Source organism: Pseudomonas sp. LBUM1658 (assembly GCF_059716055.1).
The window spans coordinates 3,145,153-3,166,602 of sequence record NZ_CP166798.1; the positions used below are offsets into that span (position 1 = coordinate 3,145,153).

27 protein-coding genes and 1 pseudogene are annotated in these 21,450 nt (G+C 54.6%); 6 read left to right on the forward strand and 22 right to left on the reverse strand.

Annotated features, from left to right (window positions below; translation table 11 throughout):
• Positions 1-89 precede the first annotated feature (89 nt).
• Together ACA064_RS14405 and ACA064_RS14410 are read right to left on the reverse strand one after the other, a co-directional pair.
• A complete protein-coding gene (locus ACA064_RS14405; protein ID WP_497673946.1) occupies positions 90-275 on the reverse strand; it encodes a hypothetical protein in 186 nt (61 codons plus the stop codon).
• A gap of 38 nt (positions 276-313) precedes the next feature.
• The gene (locus ACA064_RS14410; RefSeq protein WP_497674371.1) at positions 314-655 is read right to left on the reverse strand and encodes a hypothetical protein; all 342 of its coding nucleotides are present in this window, start codon (positions 653-655) and stop codon (positions 314-316) included.
• Here ACA064_RS14410 and ACA064_RS14415 point away from each other — a divergent pair.
• The 3 genes from ACA064_RS14415 to ACA064_RS14425 all read left to right on the forward strand — a co-directional run bounded on the left by ACA064_RS14415 (position 564) and on the right by ACA064_RS14425 (position 1,863).
• Positions 564-776, forward strand: a complete 213-nt coding sequence (locus tag ACA064_RS14415) for a PLDc N-terminal domain-containing protein (protein ID WP_497673947.1) — start codon at positions 564-566, stop codon at positions 774-776. The genes ACA064_RS14410 and ACA064_RS14415 overlap by 92 nt on opposite strands.
• Positions 777-792: 16 nt before the next feature.
• Positions 793-1,329, forward strand: coding sequence for a hypothetical protein (locus ACA064_RS14420; RefSeq protein ID WP_497673948.1), 537 nt, complete (start codon positions 793-795; stop codon positions 1,327-1,329).
• 336 nt (positions 1,330-1,665) lie between these two features.
• Positions 1,666-1,863 carry a hypothetical protein gene (locus tag ACA064_RS14425; RefSeq protein ID WP_497673949.1) on the forward strand — a complete coding sequence of 66 codons (198 nt, stop codon included), beginning with the start codon at positions 1,666-1,668 and terminating at the stop codon, positions 1,861-1,863.
• Positions 1,864-1,968: 105 nt separating this feature from the next.
• Here the strand turns inward: ACA064_RS14425 and ACA064_RS14430 are convergent, their stop codons facing one another.
• From ACA064_RS14430 to ACA064_RS14455, 6 genes are all read right to left on the reverse strand, one after another.
• Complete coding sequence (locus ACA064_RS14430) at positions 1,969-2,217, reverse strand: hypothetical protein (protein WP_497669500.1); 249 nt, start codon at positions 2,215-2,217, stop codon at positions 1,969-1,971.
• A gap of 70 nt (positions 2,218-2,287) precedes the next feature.
• A complete protein-coding gene (locus ACA064_RS14435) occupies positions 2,288-3,901 on the reverse strand; it encodes a sensor histidine kinase (RefSeq protein ID WP_497669499.1) in 1,614 nt (537 codons plus the stop codon).
• A 5-nt stretch (positions 3,902-3,906) separates the two neighbouring features.
• Positions 3,907-5,412 carry an ATPase domain-containing protein gene (locus ACA064_RS14440; protein WP_497673950.1) on the reverse strand — a complete coding sequence of 502 codons (1,506 nt, stop codon included), beginning with the start codon at positions 5,410-5,412 and terminating at the stop codon, positions 3,907-3,909.
• A complete protein-coding gene (locus tag ACA064_RS14445; RefSeq protein WP_497669497.1) occupies positions 5,409-5,831 on the reverse strand; it encodes a hypothetical protein in 423 nt (140 codons plus the stop codon). Before ACA064_RS14445 ends, ACA064_RS14440 begins: the two co-directional genes overlap by 4 nt.
• 409 nt (positions 5,832-6,240) lie before the next feature.
• Positions 6,241-7,293, reverse strand: coding sequence for an AraC family transcriptional regulator (locus tag ACA064_RS14450; protein ID WP_497673951.1), 1,053 nt, complete (start codon positions 7,291-7,293; stop codon positions 6,241-6,243).
• A gap of 34 nt (positions 7,294-7,327) precedes the next feature.
• A complete protein-coding gene (locus ACA064_RS14455; protein ID WP_497673952.1) occupies positions 7,328-7,615 on the reverse strand; it encodes a hypothetical protein in 288 nt (95 codons plus the stop codon).
• Between the two features lie 598 nt (positions 7,616-8,213).
• Between ACA064_RS14455 and ACA064_RS14460 the strand changes: the two genes are divergently transcribed.
• Positions 8,214-8,396: a hypothetical protein gene (locus tag ACA064_RS14460; protein ID WP_497669494.1), complete on the forward strand. Its 183-nt coding sequence runs from the start codon at positions 8,214-8,216 to the stop codon at positions 8,394-8,396.
• 273 nt (positions 8,397-8,669) lie between these two features.
• On the opposite strand, the gene ACA064_RS14465 is transcribed toward ACA064_RS14460, so the two are convergent.
• From ACA064_RS14465 to ACA064_RS14520, 12 genes are all read right to left on the reverse strand, one after another.
• On the reverse strand, positions 8,670-9,014 hold the full coding sequence (locus ACA064_RS14465) for a helix-turn-helix domain-containing protein (protein ID WP_497673953.1): 345 nt from the start codon (positions 9,012-9,014) through the stop codon (positions 8,670-8,672).
• 350 nt (positions 9,015-9,364) lie between these two features.
• Entirely contained in the window at positions 9,365-10,654 is a 1,290-nt protein-coding gene (locus tag ACA064_RS14470) for an NRAMP family divalent metal transporter (protein WP_497673954.1), read from the reverse strand.
• A 327-nt stretch (positions 10,655-10,981) separates the two neighbouring features.
• Entirely contained in the window at positions 10,982-11,650 is a 669-nt protein-coding gene (locus ACA064_RS14475; protein WP_497673955.1) for a heavy metal response regulator transcription factor, read from the reverse strand.
• A 154-nt stretch (positions 11,651-11,804) separates the two neighbouring features.
• A complete protein-coding gene (gene copD, locus ACA064_RS14480) occupies positions 11,805-12,743 on the reverse strand; it encodes a copper homeostasis membrane protein CopD (RefSeq protein WP_497673956.1) in 939 nt (312 codons plus the stop codon).
• Positions 12,744-12,746: 3 nt separating this feature from the next.
• The gene (gene copC, locus ACA064_RS14485; protein ID WP_497673957.1) at positions 12,747-13,130 is read right to left on the reverse strand and encodes a copper homeostasis periplasmic binding protein CopC; all 384 of its coding nucleotides are present in this window, start codon (positions 13,128-13,130) and stop codon (positions 12,747-12,749) included.
• Positions 13,131-13,208: 78 nt separating this feature from the next.
• Positions 13,209-14,060, reverse strand: a complete 852-nt coding sequence (locus tag ACA064_RS14490; RefSeq protein WP_497674244.1) for a copper resistance protein B — start codon at positions 14,058-14,060, stop codon at positions 13,209-13,211.
• A gap of 75 nt (positions 14,061-14,135) precedes the next feature.
• Positions 14,136-15,986 carry a copper resistance system multicopper oxidase gene (locus tag ACA064_RS14495; RefSeq protein WP_497673958.1) on the reverse strand — a complete coding sequence of 617 codons (1,851 nt, stop codon included), beginning with the start codon at positions 15,984-15,986 and terminating at the stop codon, positions 14,136-14,138.
• Between the two features lie 245 nt (positions 15,987-16,231).
• Positions 16,232-16,672 carry a DUF411 domain-containing protein gene (locus ACA064_RS14500; RefSeq protein ID WP_497673959.1) on the reverse strand — a complete coding sequence of 147 codons (441 nt, stop codon included), beginning with the start codon at positions 16,670-16,672 and terminating at the stop codon, positions 16,232-16,234.
• 27 nt (positions 16,673-16,699) lie between these two features.
• Positions 16,700-16,972, reverse strand: a complete 273-nt coding sequence (locus tag ACA064_RS14505) for a heavy-metal-associated domain-containing protein (protein WP_497673960.1) — start codon at positions 16,970-16,972, stop codon at positions 16,700-16,702.
• A 252-nt stretch (positions 16,973-17,224) separates the two neighbouring features.
• Positions 17,225-17,476, reverse strand: coding sequence for a DUF2933 domain-containing protein (locus ACA064_RS14510; RefSeq protein ID WP_497673961.1), 252 nt, complete (start codon positions 17,474-17,476; stop codon positions 17,225-17,227).
• A gap of 124 nt (positions 17,477-17,600) precedes the next feature.
• On the reverse strand, positions 17,601-17,999 hold the full coding sequence (locus tag ACA064_RS14515; protein ID WP_497673962.1) for a hypothetical protein: 399 nt from the start codon (positions 17,997-17,999) through the stop codon (positions 17,601-17,603).
• Between the two features lie 99 nt (positions 18,000-18,098).
• The gene (locus tag ACA064_RS14520) at positions 18,099-18,569 is read right to left on the reverse strand and encodes a hypothetical protein (protein WP_497673963.1); all 471 of its coding nucleotides are present in this window, start codon (positions 18,567-18,569) and stop codon (positions 18,099-18,101) included.
• Positions 18,570-18,765: 196 nt separating this feature from the next.
• Here ACA064_RS14520 and ACA064_RS14525 point away from each other — a divergent pair.
• Positions 18,766-18,978 (forward strand): annotated as a pseudogene (locus tag ACA064_RS14525) (transporter associated domain-containing protein); the annotation flags it as partial.
• A 262-nt stretch (positions 18,979-19,240) separates the two neighbouring features.
• Here the strand turns inward: ACA064_RS14525 and ACA064_RS14530 are convergent.
• Complete coding sequence (locus ACA064_RS14530) at positions 19,241-19,879, reverse strand: transmembrane anchor protein (RefSeq protein ID WP_497673964.1); 639 nt, start codon at positions 19,877-19,879, stop codon at positions 19,241-19,243.
• Positions 19,880-19,891: 12 nt separating this feature from the next.
• Positions 19,892-20,629 carry a HupE/UreJ family protein gene (locus ACA064_RS14535; protein ID WP_497673965.1) on the reverse strand — a complete coding sequence of 246 codons (738 nt, stop codon included), beginning with the start codon at positions 20,627-20,629 and terminating at the stop codon, positions 19,892-19,894.
• Positions 20,630-21,147: 518 nt separating this feature from the next.
• Between ACA064_RS14535 and ACA064_RS14540 the strand changes: the two genes are divergently transcribed.
• Entirely contained in the window at positions 21,148-21,447 is a 300-nt protein-coding gene (locus ACA064_RS14540; RefSeq protein ID WP_497673966.1) for a metal-sensing transcriptional repressor, read from the forward strand.
• Positions 21,448-21,450: the final 3 nt, after the last annotated feature.

Genomic DNA, 21,450 nt, shown 5'->3' on the forward strand with positions numbered 1-21,450 from the left:
TGCGTGCCCTCGCGTCAATGAACATTGCTTGGCCCGCATTTCAACTCCGATAAATACGCAGAGAAGTGCTAGCCCGTGGTCGCATCGCGTCAACTCATCACCCAAACTACCCCTGCCACAATTCCCCAGTTTCCTTTTTCATTTGGTCGACGCCAATAGGCCGTTGGCAGGCTAGCCAAATAGACCAGCGCATTTCCATAGCCATGTATTTTTTTCTCGTCACCTTTGCGTCCCACGGTGAACCAGCCGTCACGTCCTAACGTGGGCAGGAACATGGAGCCGTCTCGCGCTTGCGGAATGTGGGTCGACGAGATTAGGGCTTTTTTTCCGTATCGACCTCTTCGATAAGGGACTCGCAGGCTTCAACGCTCACCTGCTCTGCGAAGCCCAATATCCGGGCATAACTAGCTCGCAATAAATCCTCCCGAGCCTTGAGAAAGTAGAGAAACTGATTGGTTTGGTAGAGCTGTGAGTCGGCAGAAATTGAGTGCTGATCGGTGAACTCTAGCCGACTATCAAATTCAATGAACCCCAGAGCTACCTCCAGGCCTAAGCCTATATGAGTGATTCTGCTGTTGTTGGATCTATGGGCCCTCAACAGTATTCTGAGAAGCGAAAACTCTTCAGCCAGCAAGGGCATGTGGACGGCGATCATCTTGCTGTTACCACCGCTGGGCCTGGGCTTATGGGGTATCGCCTGGCCGAGAAGCATCACCAAGGGGCCGTCATCGCCCGAACACAGCAAAGGTTTGAAAGCCGGAGCTTCACATATTTGATCAGGATGAGCCCACCTTGCCGAGAATTTTGACTTCCCAGATAGGCGACGCCGCACTCAGCGAGCACAATGCCAAGATGTTCGGGTCTCCAAAGGAGCGCTTGGATTTTTACCGAAGGGAGATTCAGTACGAGACCAGCATCTTGGCCAATCGAACTGACGCCTATCTGGCGTCCCAGTCCTTTTTGGTCATCGCATTTGCCTCTTGTATGGCCAATCTCAACCCTGAATGGGGCAAGTTGTTCACGCTGGTGGTACCACCGTTTCTTGCGTTGCTTGGAGTGCTAAGTTCGCTGAATGCTTGGCCTGGTATTCGTGCGGCATACGACATTATCGACCACTGGCATTTCAAGCAAAGCGAGCTATTGCGTAGCGAGCCTTTGATTGGGTTGGCATATGATGAATCGCCTTTGTTTTGTGAGCGAGAGTCCACGCACAGGGGGTACCGAAAGGCGTTGCTGTTTTCGGTTCGTACACCTTGGATCTTCGCGACGTTCTGGATATTGCTTGGCATCTGGGCGGTCTATATCCAAATCACAAATCCAGGTGCTTGAGACGCAGACAGAGAGGCAAATCCATGCTGTTTGGGACTACGTGTCAGGTTGATTCCATGGCCGCCATCCTCTACCGGGATATTTCCCAAATCGTAGGGATTGACCCTCTCCAAGCGGCCGATATTAAAACCAAGTTCGTTCGGATTGGGGCATCGCTACCTGGGCAGTGAGCGGCATATCTTCTGCGCCTCGCCCGCGTATGTGAGCAAGTATGGCGAGCCAGTGACTGATCGCGATCTGGAGCATCACCAGTGCATCGCTTAAGGCCGGGCGGAGGGCACGGTCAGCCCTTGGCGTTTTTCGAAAAGCCGCCCCGGCGAGACTGAACGCAGGGTCATGGCTGCCAGGTTCGTGGTGGGCGATGGCGAGGGGCAGGTGACTGCGGTATTGGCGGGATGTGGTATCGCGCAGTTACCCTCGTGTTTGATCAAACTTCAGCTTGAGGAAGGGACATTGGTTGAAGTGGCCCTCTATGTCGCCAAAGCCAGTGGAAAACACATGAGTCTTATCGCCAATTTGACTGACCTGCTTTAAAGAATAATGGCCTTATACAAAATTGGGTGATCCAAGGGGCGATGCTTCGACATAATCGCCCTGAGTTTCTGCTTTCGTTCCCTCGGCCAAAAATACCCATTAGCGTCAACGTTTAAACAAGGCCCCCCGTCGAGTAAGCAGCATTCGGGTGCCTGATGTCAGGAGCAATCCAATCGGATCACCCTGTGCTCCATAGATAAACAGTCCTGTAATCATCTGCAAGTCAAAGAGGTCTCTTAACCCAAGAAGAACTTGATCATGATCTTCCCCGAGATTTTTCGAGTCTGAAGGCTCCTCCAAAGAGAGTTGATCGATCAGAGTCCTTAGAAAAATGCAATTGTCTTCGATGGACATCGTGCTATCCGGCATTCAAGGTAGAAGCAATTGGTACTACTCGCTTACGAAGCTTGGAGAGTTACCTCGTTCAGTTTTTTAGGATGATCGAGGGCAGTGTGACGACGAACTTGCTGCCGAGTCCACGGCCGGCGCTGTTTACGCTCACCTTGCCCTGATGCCCTTCAACCAGCTCGCGCACTACGGTCAGTCCGATGCCCAGACCTGCGCCATTGAAGCCGACGGCGTGCGTATCTTGTACGAAGGGGTCGAAAATAAAAGCTAGCACCTCGGCGCTGATGCCTATGCCGTTGTCAGAAAAAGTCATGGTAATGACATCGGCACTGGCGCTCACATTCAGTTCTATCGAGCCACCGTCCGGCGTGTATTTGGATGCATTGCCCAGCAGGTTGCACAAAACCTGAGTCAGTCGGATGGAATCGCCATTGACCATGAGCGGACAGCCCGGCATGTGCACGACAAATAGCTGCAAGCGCAAATCCATCGCGGAACGACAGACACTGACCGCGTGATCGATAATTTCCGTCATGTCGGTAGGTTGGATATCCAGCCTGAGTTTCCCGGTTTCGACGCGCGACACATCCAGGAGGTCGTCGATTAGGCGGGAAATTTGACTGACCTGGCGTTCGATAATCTCCTGGATGCTCGGGAGTCTTTCCGAGGGGGAACGCACCAGCATCCCTGCCACCATGGTTAACGGTGTCAGCGGGTTACGCAATTCGTGCGCAACCATCGCCAAGATGGCTTTCTGCTTCTCGTGGGCTTGTTCCGCTGCGGTCTGCAATTGCTGAGCATTGATTGCCGCTAGCACCAACTGCTGATTGGCCTCTCGCAATTGAGCATGCCTTCGTCCGTATTCCTCCTGGGCAATGTGGTAGTGAGCGATCGGACTTTTCAGTGAGAGGGAAATCGGGGGCGTAGAAGTCGCCTCGGTAGGTGAGACGTCGCTGTGGAACGCTATACCGAGACCATAACGCTTTGCTCGGTACATCGCCGCGTCGGCGCAGTCGATCAGAGTATGAGGGGCGTCGCCATCTTCAGGGTAAAGGCTAATACCAATGCTGGTCGTCAGACGTAGCACGTGTTTACCTATAAGACGTGGCGTGCCAAGCACCGTGACGATTTTATCGCAGATACCCAATACATCGGCGCGCGTTAGAGCGCCACCCAGCAGGATAATGAACTCATCGCCACCGTAGCGCCCCACGGTATCTTCTTCTTGCACCACGCTACTCAAACGTAGCGCTGTTTCTTTAAGCATCTCATCGCCGACTGCGTGCCCAAGCGTATCGTTGATCAGTTTGAAATCATTCAGATCCAAAAAAAGTACGGCCAGGCAGTCACGGCCCTGCTTTGCTTGGTCGATGGCTTGCGCTAAACGCCCCAACAGCAGTCTGCGATTGGGAAGGCCGGTCAACACGTCGAGTTGAGCCGCGAGAGAAACCTCGCGTAATGCCTTGGCCGCTTGCTCGACACTGGATTGCGCCTCTAAAAGTGACAGCACCAGGTGCTCATTGGCTTCTATCAGCTGGCCAGACTGATGGTTTTGCAACACATTGTGCTCAGTATTCAGCACCTGTTGTTCCAATGCTGCGAGCTTTACGCGAGCCTCGTGAGTTCGTCGAATAAGGAGAGCCAGCTCGCTGTTGACGATGGACAGAGCTTGCTTGTCGTTGCCAGTCACCCCGCTCACAGGGTGGGCTCACGATTACCCGTTTCAGACTGCTGTATCGGTCTTTGGGGCTTTTTCTGAGTCGGTCTGCCACCCAGTAGTCCTTCTTGATCCGCGAGCATCCCGCCTATACGAATGCCTTGAGCGTCGATACGGTACAGACGTAACTGATCGGAATGGGCGCTGGCACGAACTTTTACCACCGCTAGGATCCGCAGTAATCGACTATCGACTTCTATGTAACGCTGCACAATGATCGCGTCGGTTAAAAATGCTGTGCCATAGGGGCTGAAACGAAGGTCGGTATAGCGATCCTCAAGCTCCGAAGTCATCAGTACGGTGACACCTGAACTGGTCAAAGAGCTGACCAGGCATGAAAGCGACTCACGGAAATCTTCTCGGAAAGTCGGAGCCAACAACAATTCGAAACCCGACAGAGAGTCGATGACCACGCGGCTGGCGCCAAGGCGCTCGATCTCTTGAAGAAGCTTGTGGACAATCTCCTCGATCGACAAATCTGGTGAACGACTGTCTACCAGACCCACCTGGCCAGTTTTGATCAGGTTCGCTAGCGTGGCGTTTTGCGAGTGATCCGGGCGCTGCTCGAACACCGCTATGACACCGGTTTCTCCTAACCGGGCCCCTTCCGCGAGGAAGGTTGTTGCGAGGATACTTTTTCCAGATCCAGATGGCCCCGCCACCAAGAGTGAATAACCGCGTGGCAAGCCCCCCCCGAGCATTTCGTCTAAGTCTGGCACTCCTATCGACAGGCGCGAATCGAGTGCAGACAACTTCTCAAAGGGTTTGCTCGCGTTGATCTGGTTGGCTGCAGGGGCGTATATCTTGATACCCGCGTTACTGATACGAAAAGAGTGCAAGCCAGGTAGCGTCGGTTGGCCGCGCATCTTCATGATCTCTATTTTGCGCACCATGGAGTTGCGCTGCACGCTCTGGCGCAGCCAGATCAGGCCGTCGGCCACGGTGAAAATCGGATTGGTGTCGGTCTCGGTGAAGTATTCGCCAATCAGGAAGGTCGTTGCCTGCCACGTGGTCATCAACATGCCCAGTTGCTGAACGAACTGCGGCAAATTGTTGTTCGGATTGGCTTGAGTCTGGCTCGCCAGCACCACCGAACGAAACGAGTCGACGAACACCAGCGACGGGGCGTGGGCCTCGACCTCGGCGACGATGCGCCGCAGCACTTCATCCAGATCGCCCGTCAGCGTGTCGTCAGACAGGTTGATATAGCGGATCGAATGGTTGATCGCTTCGCTGTCGAAAAAGTCGAATTGCTGCTGGTAACGCAGCATTTTCAGGGGCGGCTCGCCCAACACGGTAAAGAACAGCGCCGGGCGTTCAGGCGTGGCGAGGGCGAACATCATCTGATGGGCCAGGGTGGTCTTCCCGCAACCTGGAGGCCCGGCGATCAAGTTGAACGAAAACTCCGGCAATCCTCCGCCAAGCACCTCGTCCAGTCCTGGCACTCCGGTGGCCAAGCGGTTGATTGTCACTTTGGGGGTCATGGCGAAGTATCCTGCGATGAGGTGCCGCTTAAAGAATTCTCCCACACGGAGCGAAGCAAGCGCTCGGAAAGAGAAGATCCGATGAGCGATGACAGTAGGTCGTTGAAGGTCTTCAACAAATCGTCGCCATAGAGTGTGGCGGTGTCGCTGCTTTGCTCCGCGAGCAGAGATCTCAGCCAGGCAAAATCGGGATCTGAGGTTTCATCAAAGTTGCAAAGGCATTTGTGACGCGAGGAACACAGATGCAGGCTACGTCTGTAGAGCGCAGCAACCCCTCCCAAGCCAAGGATAGGGGTGAGAACCAGGTAAACATCTTTCAGGGTGGCCACGATCGCGTTGGCGACTTCATCTGAGCTAGGGGCTTCCCCAGTTCGCCGAGCAGTCGATACCGCGATCCTACGGCTCTCGTCGCTTTCCATGGACATACGTCCCTTCGTGGATGCGATTAGCTTGGATGGTACACCCTACACACCGAACGACTGAGCTAATTCGAGCTTGAGGGTTTTATGCTGGCAAGAGTTCGCTTGGGCCAATGGCGAAGCTACATGGGAGTCGGCGAGGCGATAGCTAGCGATAAACAGTTGAGGGGGACATGCAACTTTGCGTTTGGCCGGCGTGCCGACCTATCCTGAATGGGGTATCACCCGGCAAGGGGAAGTGTTAGCCGAAGGCAAGGGTGTCGTGGGCGACTGCGAATCTGAAGGATGCCCGAGAGTCCGCTCAAGCCAGCTTGCTCGATGACCTGATCGACACAGCTATCGAAGCCGAACTTGAGGTGCTGCAACCGACGCCGGCTGGACGCTGCCCAAGGTGTAACGCAAGCATTCCTTAGCCGGCTAGACGGATCTGGGTTGCCCTGGTCTCAAGCGCCGATTCGTTGGCTCGATACTGACCCGGGGTCATGCCGAACCAGCGGGTGCAGGCCTTGTGGAAACTGCTGTGGTCGTGGAAGCCGAGCAGGTCAGTCACATGCTTCATGTTGAAACGGGAATGCCGCAGGTAGAAGTCGGCCAACTGCCGACGCATATCGTTAAGGACATCCTTGAATTGCGTGCCATCCTTCTCGAGTGCCCGTTGCAGCGTTCGCTTGCTGAGGTTCAGCGCGGCCGCAATCGATTCCATATCACACTGGCCTCCTTGCCCCTGACTCAGGCGCTCGGTGATCAGCGCACGAATCCTGCACACGATGGTGAAGCCGTACAACAGCTCCAGCTGAGCTTCGGCAAAGCTGGCATGAAGCGTGGCCAACTTCTCATTGGCCATGCCCAACGGACGTAGAAGCTCCTGGCCATCGAACAGAATGCTGTCATAGGCCGCCCCGAAACGCAGCTCACAGCCAAACAGCTGTTGATGCTCGGAGATGTCTTCAGGTTGGGGATAGCTGAACTCCACACTCAGCGGTTGTGGCGATTTGCCACCGCTCAGCCAGCGGCAGAAACCCAGCAGCGAAGCAAGGCTGGCATCGGTGTACTGCCGAGGCTTGACCGAACCGCGTTGCTGATGATCGAGCGCGGCCAGGCAGAAATGCTGTTGCTCCTGGACAAAAAACAGGCTGAATCCGGTGCCGATCAACGGACTGAAACGAACAAGTCTTTCGAGGGCCTTTTTCAGGTTCAAGCTGGACATCATGGCGTAGCCGACGATCTGAAAAATGCCGGGATGGAAATTCCCGTAGGCCTTCAAACCAATGTTCGGATCGCCGGAGGTCTGAGCCGCCAGATCCCACAGATGATACATAGCGCTTCGCTCGCAGAATGTTCCTAGTGTGTCCGCGAGGTTTATATCCACTCCAGCTTCCTGGCACAGACTGGCGACATCCAGTCCCTGGCCCGAAAGCGTATTCGCCAGCACGCTGGCATAACCCGAACTCATTCTATACATGACGATCCCAACTACCTGTTAAACCAGACATCCTTTACCGCTCAAGCGAAGTCGGCGGCCTCATGTTGTCGGGCGAGTCGGGAGGGGCGTGGTATTCGGTCATGAGCAATCGCAAGTGCTCGATGGCGTCATGGTATTTAAGATCGGCATATCGTCGTTTTTCCTGGTACTGGCTGAAAACTTCCGCATCCAGGTAGGGCCGATCAAGAAACTCCAGGGCGGCGCAGTTCAAGCTATGTGCTTCGCTGAAAAGCTGGTTGTTACGTTCAAGAGCCAGGTTCAGACAGGCTATGGGTTGATGGGACACCCGCGTGTCGTTCATTGCAATATCCTCTTGATTGACCTGTTGTTATTTTTGGGACTCAACCTGCTCTCACTTTCTTCTGGCAGGCCTGGCATTCTTCAGGTCAGGCACCAACAACGAAAATCTCTCCGTATTGGTCATCGTTCCTGACCATAGTGACACAGTGGAATGAAATTATTTTGTACAAAATTGAACCTATTTGTACTAGGTGGCGATGTGGCGATTGGCCAGTTTTTTCCCCGGGCTCCCTACCTTCACTGCCCTCGAAGGGAGGATTGCGAGACGGTCATCCGCGATCTGGTAGTCGACCAGAGCAGTACGAGAGCATCAAGCCATGGCTGATCAACCACGAACCAGCGCCGGCCATCGAGCATCTGCAGTCGCCAGATACCCGCATTCGACCAGTAGATACTCGCTGTAGGCTGACGGATGGTTTTATTTCGAACTGCTCACATCCGGGCTGGTCTTTCGCAAGATAGCTCCATAAGCAGGATGGCATTTGTGGAGTCCGACAACGAAGCGCGAAGCTGACCGGTTGCTGGCGCAGTGCCGGGATGAGGCGGTAGTGCGACGTTGCCTGTACCGCCCTGCCTAAATGATCAACATTCGAGAATGTATGAAAGACCTTAGCGAGAAGATGGCGGCGGGGGAGCCGTTAATGCAGCGGGCGCTGCAAGCACTGCTCCGATACAACGAAGCGAAAGGCGTGAAGTCGGCCGGGGAGGTCGAGCGTTTGCGGCTCGATGCGGAATCGCTCACGGCTGGAATGCATGAATATCATCAGCGAATACTGAGTTAGCCGGTGCCGTCACTTCACTCAATTGGCAGGACAGCTTGCCCCTGATTCCACACATTTCCCACCGCCACGTCGACCCTGAACGCTTCGCGGGTTTGGCCCGTGTCCCCTGCGGGCTCCATGCCTTCATTCCACTGCAAGGGATGATGGCGCGATGCCGAACATACCAAAAAACTATTGCCTGAATGTTCCCATCCTGAGAAAGAACAGCCTGACCCTTCGTTTCTTTTTACGCGGTGAACTTTCAGTACGATGGCAGAGAGACTTTGCCTACTCTTACCGTTGCTCACTCTCTTTCTCATCGGAGTCGTGCAGCGTAGTTATCAAGTGCTTGATATCGTCCTGAACGTCCTCGGGCAAACTGTCCAGCTCATCCAAAACCTTGGTTTCCGGTGCAGTCATACCTTCGGTGGATCTGATTTTCCGTTCACCAGTCACCACGAACAGGATATCTACGCCGGCAGCTGCGATCAAAGAGAGGTAGGTCGCGTTTGGAAAGCGCTTCCCCCGCTCATACAAACCTTGAGCGTTGGCTTCAATGCCACCAATCGCACCCAGGTCGACTTGAGACAGCCCTAGTCTTCTTCTTTCTTCTTTTAGTCGCACACCCAACGTATTCATTTGGTCTCCACAAGCAGGAACTAGCATATTCCAGAGCTTAGCTGACGATGACTTCCTGAGTACGGTATGCGTCCGGCAAAGGCGTCTGGTTATCTCCTCCACGCTGATGCGTGATACTCACGTAAGACTCGCAATGGATCGGTAGAGGTGCATAAGTGGACGTCCGCGTAGTTACGCAAGGTATGGGTGGTGGAACGCGTACATCTGGGTCACTGAGCAGTGCGAGAGCGGTCGCGCGACCGTCCGGGGCTGACAGCTTCGGATTACACCCCAAGCCGAGGATCTCCTGGGGAACCAGCCGCTGGCCATGACTGAAGCGACCGACTAAATTTCAGAAAGATGCTCTACGCTTAAAACATGCCCCAGAACATACCGATCACGACAAAAGCCATTGCTATCGTACAGCTCCAGCCCAATACCCTCAGCCTGGGGCGAATGACGAAAGAGCCCATTATGTCCTTGTGCGATGCCATCAACATCATGATGAACATGATTGGCACTGCGATCACGCCATTGATGACTGCACTCCAAAGCAAAGCTTTAATGGGGTCAATCGGAGCAAAGCAGATCAATACACCCAATAATGTTGCCGCCGTGATAATGCTATAAAACGCTTTGTTTGCTTGCGGCTTGGCCGCCAGGCTATTGCTCCATTCAAATGTTCCGGCCACTGCATAAGCAGCAGAGCCTGCCAGCACTGGAACCGCTAACATGCCCGTGCCAATGATGCCTGCGCTGAACAACCAAAATGCAAACTCCCCCGCAATCGGTCGTAACGCACCCGCCGCCTGTGCGGACGTTTGAATATCTGTGATGCCATGCATATTTAACGTGACAGCTGTGGTCAACATAATAAAAAACGCAATGATGTTAGAAATACCCATACCCACTATTGTGTCAAGTTTGATGCGAGTAAAGTTGGCTCGCGCTTGGTCTGGCGCATCAATCAGCGTCTGCGCCTTGGGGTCAGCTTCCATGTCTTCAACTTCCTGTGATGCTTGCCAGAAAAAGAGATAGGGGCTGATGGTTGTGCCAAAAATGGCAACCACCATTGTTATATACTCCGGCTTCCAGGACATGTTAGGCCATACAGTCTGGCGAACGACCTGCCCCCATGGAATGTGCACGGCAAACATAATGCCCACATAAGCCAGCAATACGAGTGTCAGCCACTTGAGTACCCGCACATAGCGTTTATACGGGATGAACACCTGCAGAAGCAGAGAAACCAGACCAAAGCCGACTGCATAGAATTGAGACGATCCGCCTATCAACAGCTTCAACGCCGCCCCCATCGCTGCGATGTCTGCTGCAATATTGATGGTATTGGCAAACATCAATAGGGCGACGATGCCATATAAAAAAGGCCTGGGGTAATGGCGGCGGATATTCGAAGACAGCCCGTGCCCGCTGACTCGGCCTATTTTGGCGCTGATGATCTGTATGCTGACCATCAGGGGGAAGGTGAAAAACAAAGTCCAGAGTGTATTCAAGCCAAATTGCGCGCCAGCTTGCGAATAGGTCGCGATACCGCTTGGATCATCATCCGCCGCGCCTGTGATCAGGCCGGGCCCTAGTTTTTTTATCCACGAACGATGGGTAACAGCCGGAGGCTTGCCTTTGAGTTCTTTTTTATTCATTTTTTACTTCTCAGGGGCAAGGGAGCCACCAAGTTTTGACTGAGGCTCTTTAACGGGAGTTCAAGAATGATTTTCAGAGCGATTTTTACTAGGCTACTACCCGCTCACGTTGGGCCCGAGTAGGAGTGGCGAGGGGCCTCCGTTCAACCTGCAACGCTCATCAAGGGTCAGGAGGGCAGCAAGAGCCGGCAATGCCACAATTACAGATACGTAATGATTGACGCCCCGAAATGCTCATCAGCTGGAAGAAGTGTCTGCGGACATCATCTAGGCCAAATCGAAAGCGACTTGGCAGGCTTGGATTCGCTGGGGGAAACCGGCGGGGATTCAGTCGATCATGTAACCCATGCCACGTGAGGTGTGAATCAATTTGGGTTCAAAACCGTCATCAATTTTCGCCCGTAGCCTACGCACTGCAACTTCGATGACATTGGTGCCACATTCAAAGCTCATCCCCCAAACCTGCGACGCGATGAGGGATTTCGGCAGAACTTCACCACGGCGCTGGAGCATGAATTCCAATAACGAAAACTCTTTCGCCGTGAGGTCAATCCGTTTCCCTCCTCGAAGCGCCTGATGCTTGAGTAGGTCAAGCTCAAGATCTCCGATTTTTAGATGGGTCTGACTGGAGAGAGGGTGTGCTCTGCGCAGCAAGATCCGGACTCTAGCAAGCAGTTCGGAGAACGCAAAGGGTTTGACCATGTAGTCATCAGCACCAAGATCCAACCCTTTAACTCGGTCTTCTACGCTATCGCGAGCAGTGAGGAACAACACCGGCATGTTTTTGCCTGCGGCCCGGATCTTTCTCAGGACGTCCCAGCCATTGAGACCGGGCATCATCACATCAAGGATGAGAAGGTCATAGGATTTCTCCAGGACGTGTTGAAGAGCGTCGCTCCCTGTTATGACTCGGTCAACACTGAAGCCGGCCTCAGTGAGGCCTTGCTGCAAGTAAATTCCGGTCTTTGGTTCGTCTTCAGCTACCAAGAGTTTCATGACGGCAGGTTCCACGTGTCGTATTGCAGCAGTGTGCAGCCAAAACCAGTGCCCCAATACAAGCTGACAAGAATGTAATTTCTACAGCTGATTCAGCGCGGATGTACTCGTTCAAATAGAGTATTGAAAGCACTGCCTGCATTCGCTTTACGGTCTACTCAGCTGACATCTCCATCTCTGGGCTGAGGGTGCCGAGCCAGGCAACCAGGCCCATAATGATCACCGCAACTGACAACTCCAGAGTCATGCTGCGCCTCAAGGCGTTGATGGCGACTGTGTGAGTACCTGTCTGAATGGATCGCTCGAGCAGTGGGCTTAGGTGAAAGCGGTTCAACGCCGCAAACATCAGCATCCCAGCAAACAAGAAGACCTTTAAAGACAGCAGGGCCCCGTAAGTGCTGGTTGTCAACGTCTCGAATGCCGGCCCGACAACCAGCAGATAGTTGACTATTCCGGTGATTGCCAGGGTTGCGACGATGAGCGCCCCCGCTGATTCGAAACCAGTCAGCGTTCGAGCCAGCAATCGGATCTGCAGATCTCCTGTGAGCTTGTTTGAGCGCAACAAAAGCGCAAACGCGGCGAGAGCGCCCAGCCAGCTGCCTGCACCCAGAAGATGAACAATATCGCTTGTGAAATGCAGGTAACGACGAGAACCTTCATCCATAGCGCCATGTCCTGTCCAGGCCAAAGTAGCCAGAGCGACCGCGCCGCATATCGTGACCGTCCAGAGGCTGAAGGTAGGGGCTCGTCTGTTGAGTGCGGCCGCTATGCTCGCCATTGTCAACGAGACTATTCGAACCATCCAGGTCAGCCCGACATCAGTCCCCATCAGCATCATCTGGAAAATATGATGATGAAGCTCCATGAAACTGGATACGCCACTCATCGTCTTGGCCATTTGCAGCATCGCTGCCATCGACAGCAGAACGCCGGTAACTGCAGTGCCAGCCAAAAGCGACTCAAAATTCAAAACGGCTCCGCCAGTCCTTTCTTTTCCTCCGAGGCTATAGATACCGAACAGTGCCAAGCCGAAGAGCAACATCAGGTCGATGTACAGCGCGAAGCGAAGGACTATGTTGATTGATTCGCCCATGGATCAGTTGACTTTAAAGGTCACGGTGCCTGTGATCGGGTGGGTATCGGAAGAGACCGCCCTCCACTCGACCTTGTAGGTGCCTGGAGTGAGCGGTGCTGCCGGGGTGATGACCATCACTTTCGGATCGGCGCTGCCCGCAACGCTGGCTTTGACGCTCATGGGGGAGTGCGCCATGCCCGACATCTCGGTCATGATTAGTTTCGCGCCGGAAAACTGGGTGGTGAGTTTTTCCGAGAAGTTCAGTTCGATTTTTGCCGGTGCCGCCACCGTGGCGCCTTCGGCCGGTATAGACGACAGCAGTTTCGGATGCGCCTGAGCGGCAGCGCTCAACAACAGACCTGCGCTGAGTGCCGCGATAACGCTGAGGGTTTTAAGAGATGACATGCAAGGCTCCGGACGGCCTGGGCCGTGGGTGGGGTGGCTATTGTTAGAATGGATTTGGGGTGTACGTATCGGTCAGGTTTAGAACCACATTCGCACACCGGCGACAAAACGCGTCTCGCTGCGGTCTTCGCCGTCTTCAAGGGCGTAATCCGCAGTTTTTCCGTAGGAGCGGTTCCAGGTCACACCGACATAAGGTGCGAATTCGCGGCGTATTTCATAACGCAGTCTCAGGCCGACCTCGGTGTCCGACAGCCCGGAGCCGGTGGCCCGTTGAGGGTCGTTTTTGCCATAGAGGTTCATTTCAGCAGTGGGCTGCAATATCAAGCGGTTGGTCAGCAAAATATCGTAGTCACCCTTGAGTCTTAGTGCGCTTTGGCCTCCCTCGCCGAGGTAGGCGGTTGCTTGTGTTTCAAAATCATAGAGCGCCATACCCTGCAGTCCCAACGCGGCCCAGGTCTGGGGGGCTCCGGGTTTGAAGTCTTGCCGCACGCCGCTTACAACATCCCACCAAGGGCTGAAGGCGTGTCCCCATAGAGCCTGAACTTCGGCGCTTTCAGTGACGCCGTTGGTTCGCTCGCCCTCAGAGCGTAGCCAGAGGCGATCAATATCGGTACCAATCCAGCCGTTCGCCTCCCAACTCAGCGCGCTGCCCTTATCCGCGTCTTGCCATTCGAGTTGATCGATCAGGAAAAACGAGTTGATCGAGCGGTCGTGCATCTGGTGGCCGGCATGGCTTTCAAACACCGCCGCGCGATCCGCGTCGGTGAGTGCTGGGATCGGTGTATGGCTTTGTTGGGACGCGGTGGGTTTCATGCCCTGCATCTGCCCGTCATCCATGCTCTGCATCTGGGAGTGATCCATACCCTGCATCTGGCTGCCGTCCATGCCTTGCATCGGCTCGGTCTGCCCATAGGCAAGTGCAAGCGGCATCACACCCAAACCCAGGATCGCCAGGCTGGTGAATAACGGTTTAGCGGATTTGTCGACGATGTTCATGCCATTCTCCTACTCTTGCACACGGACTTCGCGGAACATGCCCATTTCCATGTGGTACATCAGGTGGCAGTGGTACGCCCATCGCCCAAGAGCATCGGCGGTCACGCGGTAACTGCGTTTGGTGCCCGGCGGCATGTCGATGGTGTGTTTACGAACCATGAAATCACCGTTTTCGTCCTCCAGATCACTCCACATGCCATGCAGGTGAATGGGGTGCATCATCATGGTGTCGTTCACTAGAGTCACTCGAATGCGCTCTCCATACTTGAGACGAAGCGGCTCGGCATCCGCGAATTTGACGCCGTCAAAAGACCACGAGAACTTTTCCATGTGTCCGGTCAGGTGAAGTGTGATGGTGCGGCTTGGTTCCCGGCCATCGGGATCCTGGAAGGTACTCTTGAGGTCTGCGTAGGTCAGTACCCGGCGACCGTTGTTTCTCAATCCCATGCCTGGATCGTTAAGCTTCGGCGTGGGGCTCATCGCCTGCATGTCGACCAGTGGGTTATTTGCTTCTGAGGCCGGGTGGAGCTCCATCGAATCCATGCCGTTCATGCCCTGCATCGAGTGGGCAGACATGCCTGGCATCTGGCTGTGATCCATGCTCTGAGTCGAACTGTCAGCCATGCCCGTCATTCTCTGAATGGAGTCACCGGCCGCCATCTGGCTGTGATCCATACCCTCCATGCCTTGCATCGAATCCTGGGTCATGCCATTCATATCGCCGTGATCCATGCCGCCCATATCGCCCATGCCCATGTCGCTCATAGTGATCAAGGGACGGGGATCCAGGGGCGGTACAGGGGCTGAAAGCCCTTCATGTACGGCCAGCGTTCCTCTCGCGAAACCTGTGCGATCCATCGACTGGGCAAACAGGGTGTACGCGTTTTCGGTGGGTTCGACGATCACATCAAAGGTTTCGGCCACGGCGATGCGGAACTCATCAACACTGACTGGCTTCACGTACTGCCCGTCTGCCGCGACGACAGTCATCTTCAGTCCAGGAATGCGCACGTCAAAGTAGCTCATCGCCGAGCCATTGATGAACCTCAGGCGCAGCCGTTCGCCGGGCCTGAAAATGCCTGTCCAGTTGCTGTCGGGAGCCTGCCCATTGAGCAAGTAGGTGTAGGTGGCGCCGCTAACGTCGGCAAGATCCGTGGGGTTCATCTTCATTTCAGCCCACATTTTCCGATCCGCGACTGTGGCAGACCAACCGTTCTTGCTGACGTCATCAACGAAGTCGCCGACGGTGCGCTTGTGCAGGTTGTAGTAACTGGATTGTTTCTTGAGCTTTTTCATGACCCGTTCGGGGTCTTCATCAGTCCAGTCGGACAGCATCACCACATAGTCGCTGTCGTAGCTGAAGGGTTCGGGGTCTTTTGCATCAATGACTAGAGGCCCATAGACACCGACCTGCTCCTGAAACCCGGAATGACTGTGATACCAGTACGTGCCGTTCTGTTTAATCTTGAACGAGTACACGTACAGGCCATCTGGCTCTATTCCGTGGAAGCTCAGGCCTGGAACACCGTCCATATTCACCGGCAGAATGATGCCGTGCCAATGGATCGAGGTGTTTTCCTTGAGCCGGTTCCTGACCCGCAGGGTTACCGTATCGCCTTCGCGCCAGCGCAGCAACGGCCCTGGGAGACTGCCATTGATTGTCATCGCAGTGCGCGGAGTGCCCGTAAAGTTCACTCCCATCTCACCGATGGAAAGATCGAAGTCAGAACCGGCAAGCACATTCGGCTGGCCCCGGCTGGTAATCGCCCACACCGGGCTGCGCCACAGTCCAAAGCCTGCGAGTACCCCACCTGCGGCCAGGGCTTTCACGAAAGTTCGTCTTGATGTTCTGGAATGCATGGAGGGGTGCCCAATAAGTCAGAATCCAGGCAGATACGGATCCGCTGCCACAGTGCGACCAGGGCTCGCTTCAGAGATTCGGTGCCAGCCGCCATTTTTCAAGCAAGATGTCACATCATTGGGCCGCGTATGATTACATTTCGGTCAGGTTGGCAAAGGCAATCGGGCTTGCGCTGCGATTGAGCAGCACTCATAGATTTGTCATGTTGTGATAGGCCGTGTCTGGTTAGCCCTGAACGTAGTCATCAATTTCCAGGATAATCGGCGACTACTTGATCGGTACCCGATTGGGTCTGACCTATCACCTGATACGGCTGTTTGGTTTGGCCGTACTCCATTCCAGGCGAACCAGTTGGCATGCCCGGCACCGCAACTCCGACGAGGTCGGGGTGATTCTTCAGGTCGTGAATCTGTGCTACCGGCACATGCCCTTCGACGAATTTTCCGTCAATCATCGCGGTATGACAGGAGGCCAAGCGCGGAGCGACTCCGAGGCGCTGTTTGACTTCGCTCATGTTGGGCTCGACATGGTCGCGCACGCTGAAGCCATTGGCTTCAAGATACTTTATCCAGTCCTTGCAACAGCCGCAGTTCGGATCGCGGTAAACGTCGATGACTTCAGCGGCTTGTGCCGCTCCGGTCATGAGTAGGGTCGTGAACACAGCGATAAGCAGTCTGGTATTCATGGGAGTTCTCCAGTTTAAAAATAGCGCTTACCGACAGCAGCAACCGCCGCCGTTCCCGCCACAACCAGAGGTTTTCTTACTTGCTACGGTTTCCGCTGTCGCCAGCTGTGCTGGATAGCCCGCGTCCTGCAGGGCTGCTAGCAGCGCATGGCTGTCCGAATCGCCGCTGACCTTCACCCGTCCGGATTGTAGATCCACTGCCACTTCACTGACGCCTTCAAGTGGGCGCAGCGCTTCGGTGACATGTTTGACGCATGAACCACAGCTCATGCCCTGGACTTGCAGTTCAACGGTTTTCATCGATGACTCCTCACAAAAAAATGATCGTAGAAAGACTGAGGTATGCGGATTCGTGTGGCCTTGGCTTTATCCTCAACCTTGCCATGGTAGTAAGGTCAAGCAGACTCTATCGCTCAAACAATCGAAACGCGGTGCAGGCGCAAAGCGTTGAATACTACCGACGCCGAACTCACGCTCAAGGGAGCCGACTGGTTGAGGCTCAGGCTGTCGCATTGGGTTGTGCTCTTGACGAAGCTCAGGGTTGTGCATGAGCTAACTCCTGTTCGCATCCTTGGTTGAGTCTGAGGTTTTTCCGTGATGACTGTGACCGCCGTGGTGGTGTCCGAAAAAATGCATCAGCGGGCACAACAGCAAAATCATATAAGGCAGTAGGCCTAACATATGGCCGTAGTGTTCTCTGGCCAGATAGAACAGCGCGATCACCAGCAGCATGCCCAGCGCTATGCCGGGTTTGCTCCTCCAAAATGTTGGAGAGGTGTTAGCTGAAAATGGTGAATTCGTCATGGTTTTTTACTCCTGAGGAGTGCTGTCTAGTGGTACGTCGTATAGGTTGCACGGGCGGCGGTTTAACCCTTGGCATATTGGCTAAGGTGAAGCCGCCGTTGCATTGCCTACCGGCTTGTGCGCGTCACTTGCTCATCGGCATTTTCATCATGCTCGACTGCTGATCCATCATTTTCATCATCATGTTCATCATTCCCATCTCCATGCCGTCTTTGTTGCCGTCCATGCCCATGCCATGACAGTTTTTATGCATCATGGCCATGCTGTCCTTCATCGTTTTCATGCTCTCCTGCATGGCGGCCTGTCGCTCGGCGGGGGTCTTGGCGGCGGCTGCCTTGTCGTGTGCCGCCTGCATTTTTTGCATTTGCTCGGTCATGGCTTTGTTCTGCATAGGCGTGGCCGCTTCGCTTGTTTGAGTTGGTGTGGTCGACGTCTGCTCCGGGTGATGTTCATCGGCGGCCGAGACCATGAGTGGGCTGCTCACGAGCAGGGTGGCGAGGATCAAGTTCAATGAGGCATGCATGGCAATCTCCAAAGGGTGAGGACAACGCAGGTAATACCAAGCCGCGCCAGGTTGGCGCAGTTAGACAGTGCGCCGGTAATCGGCGCGCAGAAGGTCGGTTTAATCGTTGAAACGGACGAAAATCAGGCGGGCAGGCGGTCTGGCTGGTGCAGGGCGCCGTAATGCAAGAAAGGCAAAAGCGGAGGGGTTGGCGGGATACAAAATCAGCAATGCAGGGATCAGTAACAGAAACGTCCAACTGGACGGGTCAACCATTTGAAGATGGAGTGAAGGAATCACGGCTATCGCCGCATCGGCGCAGTGTTGAAGGCAACCGAGGGCATGGGCGTCGTGGCTATCGTGATCTTGCGCTGTGTTCAGCGAAACATGGGTTGTAGCCGGATTGTGGCTGGGCTGTGCCAGACATCCCTGGGTCGCTGCCAGACCAAACGCTAACACCCACAGCACGATGGCGAGGCGTATGAACGTTGGTTGACGATGGCGGAACCAGAACATGGAGAATCCCCGGCACTGATTAACGGGTTTTGATTTTTCAACATATAGCACATCAAAGTGCTGCGGTTGATCCACATCAATGTATGCAGCCGGGTGTCGGCTCCTGTGGTGTGGCCCAATCGCAATGTCAACATCGACCTTTCAAATGTTTACCCATCTTTGCCGTTCTTTACTAGCAGCTTGTGGGGCGCTGCCCTTTCATTGTCCATGTGTATTAAGGGTGAATTGAGTGCAAAGCGGTCGCAGTGACTGAAGCTGCTTTTGAATCAAAGTTAACGGTGCGCTGAATCTCAGCCAGATTCGCGAACACATCGGCTTCCAGGCTAAAGCAACTGATGACTATCAGACGCTCGCGGGGTTGGTCATGAGCTTGCTGGATCGTTTGCCGATCATTGGAGATAAGCTCAATTGGTAGGAGTGGAGCATGACCGTTGTCGAGGTCGAAGAGCGTCGGGTGACGCGGGTGTTGTTACATAAAGAGTGAAGAAAGAAAACGAGGCCGCATTTGCGGCTTTGTTAGTTTTTATCGTATTACTCGTGCGAATGCCCGTGATCAGCGCTCTCGGAGGTGGCTTCTTTCTTGCCTCCGCTGCATGCCGTCATCAGGCCGAAGAAGCAGATCAAGAGCATCGAACGGAGCAGAGTTACGGAAGTTTTCATGGGAATGCCTATTTAAAAAATGATGAAGCTACGCGTACGAGCAGGCCGTTCTCCCGCACTGTGGCAGAAGAACGGTCATTCCCGGATTACTGTTTGACGCTCAAGTAATCACCGGTCGTTTTCAGTGAGATAGTCACGTCGTTGTTGCTGCGATTGCGCCAGAACCAACCGTGAGTGCCGTCAAAAATGGCGGTGAACTCACCTTTGTCACCATTGACCTGCTTGCCTTTGGTGTAACTGTGGAAGTAACCCTTTTCACCGTTGTAGGGCTCGCCGTGGGTGTCGTAATTCACTGGCCCCCCAGCTGTTGTCCACTGATAGCTGACGGTGCGGTTCTTCAGCATCTCCAGCTTGATTTCCGTCCCTTCACCCGGTTTGAGCTTGACGGTCATCTGATCGGTCTTAGATACAGGGGCGGCTACCACAGGTTCAGCTACCGGCTTTGCCGCAGGCTGAACTTGCGCCATCTGCGGAGCTGGCGCTGGCGCGACGGCTGGGGGTGGAGCGGCATCCGCCGAGGCTTCTTGCGCGAGGGTTATTTTCAGTTCGCCCATCTGCGTCAGGCCCAAAGCGCGTCCTACACCCGTTGGATCAATGGCGTATTCCGATGGCATGACAACGGTCACCAAAAGGCCGACGGCAGTCACCAGTGCAAGGGCCGTCGAGCGCACCAACTGGCGGCTGCTGGGCAATTCATTGGCGGTTGGAAGAGGAGCATTGAACATGGTCAGAATTCCTTACGAAGAAACAAACAGGCCGGTTAGTTGGTAACCCATCAGAAGGAAACCGGCACTCATCATGGCAACGTTGGCGGCATAGGCGTGGCGCCAAAAACTGCCGGTGCGCCGCCAATACCCCATCAAAATGAGAATCGCACTGAGGGCCAGCAACTGGCCGATCTCGACGCCGACATTGAACGCAATCAGGTTAGGAATCAGGCCATCGGGCGAAATTTCGTATTCCTGGATCTTGGTGGCCAGACCAAAACCATGAAGCAGGCCGAAGACCAGCGTGGCCAGCTTGGTATTGGGTTGAAGGCCGAACCAACGTTGGAACGCGCCGAGGTTGTCGAGCGCCTTGTACACCACCGAGAAACCAATGATGGCGTCGATGATGTAGGAGCTGATGCTGATTTCCGTGAGCACACCCAGCAACAGCGTGACCGAGTGCCCGACAGCAAATAGCGTGACGTAGAGGCCGACATCCTTCAGGCGGTAGAGGAAGAAAATCACTCCGAAGAGGAACAGCAGGTGGTCGTAGCCCGTCATCATGTGCTTGGCACCCATGTAGATGAAGGGCAGCAACATGACGCCAGAGCTTTCCTGGATGAAGCCTTTATCACCTTCAGCCACCGCGTGAGCCAGCGCCTCGGGCATGCCGAGAAAGAGTGAGGCGATAAGTACAAACAGCAGCAGTAGCGGGCGATGCGAGGGCGCAGTGAATACGCCAACGTCGCTCATCGAGTGCGAATGCATGGATCAAATCCTACGTTGCAGTGATCGTGGGCCGCAGTGCGGCCATGGTCAGAATGCGAACGAAGGACGAGGTGGACGCTCGATCAAAAATATTGGCGGTCGGGGGACGGCATATCTCGGGGCATCAACCCGCATCGCTAGCTTGGGCTGTTCGGCCAGGATCGACAGGGACGTCAGTTGCAGTGTTTCGTGCTGGTGGTCAGGGGTTAGCGGCGAATGATAGTGATCTGAACAGCTTACGCAGGACAGCGACGCTTCTTCCTCGTCGTGGGAGTGATAGGCGTCTTGCGTACCCTCCCACGCGGGCTGGTTGGTGGCCACTGACAACGTATAGGTATGCCCAGCCCAAGCCGCCAAAAAGGCGAGAGCAAGCGCGAATACCACCGTTGTTGTCAGGGATCTGCTGAACATCGTGACCGTCTTTTGGCTCGTTTTTTTGCAACAGCTACGCGTTTGACCTAACCCCCCTGGGGGGATACGATGCCCAGCGTAATTCATTGAGGGCAGAGGCTCAAGTCATGAGTGAGCATAAGCACGAACACAGTCACCCGCACACCCACCAAAGCCACGAGGCGATCATCAAGCGCCTCAAACGGGCTGACGGTCATCTGCGCAGCGTCATCACCATGATCGAAGAGGGTCGTGATTGCGTCGACATTGCTCAGCAACTGCATGCTGTAGAAAAAGCGGTGTGTCAGGCCAAGCGAACGCTCATCCAGGATCACATCGATCACTGCCTGGAAGACACCGTCTCAGCGTTGAGCGGTGGTGAGCGCGCACCGCTGGAAGCGTTTAAACAAATCACCAAGTACCTCTAGGTC